This is a genomic window from Xanthomonas sp. SHU 166 (genome assembly GCF_000364685.1).
Lineage (GTDB): Bacteria > Pseudomonadota > Gammaproteobacteria > Xanthomonadales > Xanthomonadaceae > Xanthomonas_A > Xanthomonas_A sontii.
Map to the genome: position 1 here is coordinate 1 of NZ_AQOJ01000502.1, position 1,020 is coordinate 1,020.

General features: G+C 65.6%; 1 protein-coding gene. It reads left to right on the forward strand.

The window, feature by feature from the left end; genetic code table 11:
- Positions 1-1,005: elongation factor Tu (gene tuf / locus D180_RS12955; protein WP_017913120.1), on the forward strand; the 1,005-nt coding region annotated here is incomplete at its 5' end.
- Positions 1,006-1,020 lie beyond the last annotated feature (15 nt).

The following is a 1,020-nucleotide window of genomic DNA, read 5'->3' on the forward strand; positions in this document are numbered from 1 at the left end:
ATCTCGACCGCCCACGTGGAATACGAATCCCCGACGCGCCACTACGCGCACGTGGATTGCCCGGGTCACGCGGACTACGTCAAGAACATGATCACCGGTGCGGCGCAGATGGACGGCGCGATCCTGGTGTGCTCGGCCGCTGACGGCCCGATGCCGCAGACCCGCGAGCACATCCTGCTGTCGCGTCAGGTCGGCGTGCCGCACATCGTGGTGTTCCTGAACAAGGCCGACATGGTCGACGACGCCGAGCTGCTCGAGCTGGTCGAGATGGAAGTGCGCGAACTGCTGAGCAAGTACGACTTCCCGGGCGACGACACCCCGATCATCCACGGTTCGGCGCGTCTGGCGCTGGAAGGCGACCAGAGCGAGATCGGCGTGCCGGCGATCCTGAAGCTGGTGGACGCGCTGGACTCGTTCATCCCGGAGCCGCAGCGCGACGTGGACAAGCCGTTCCTGATGCCGGTGGAAGACGTGTTCTCGATCTCGGGCCGTGGCACCGTGGTGACCGGTCGTATCGAGCGCGGCATCATCAAGGTGGGCGACGAAATCGAAATCGTCGGCATCCGTGCGACGCAGAAGACCACCGTGACCGGCGTGGAAATGTTCCGCAAGCTGCTGGACCAGGGCCAGGCGGGCGACAACGCGGGCCTGCTGCTGCGCGGCACCAAGCGTGACGACGTGGAGCGCGGCCAGGTGCTGTGCAAGCCGGGTTCGATCAAGCCGCACACCGAGTTCGAAGCCGAGGTGTACGTGCTGTCGAAGGACGAGGGCGGCCGTCACACCCCGTTTTTCAAGGGCTACCGTCCGCAGTTCTACTTCCGCACCACCGACATCACCGGTGCGGTGCAGCTGCCGGAAGGCGTGGAAATGGTGATGCCGGGCGACAACGTCAAGATGGTGGTGACGCTGATCAACCCGGTGGCGATGGACGAAGGTCTGCGCTTCGCGATCCGCGAAGGCGGCCGTACCGTCGGCGCCGGCGTGGTGGCCAAGATCATCAAGTAATGCCCTCCGGCGGCG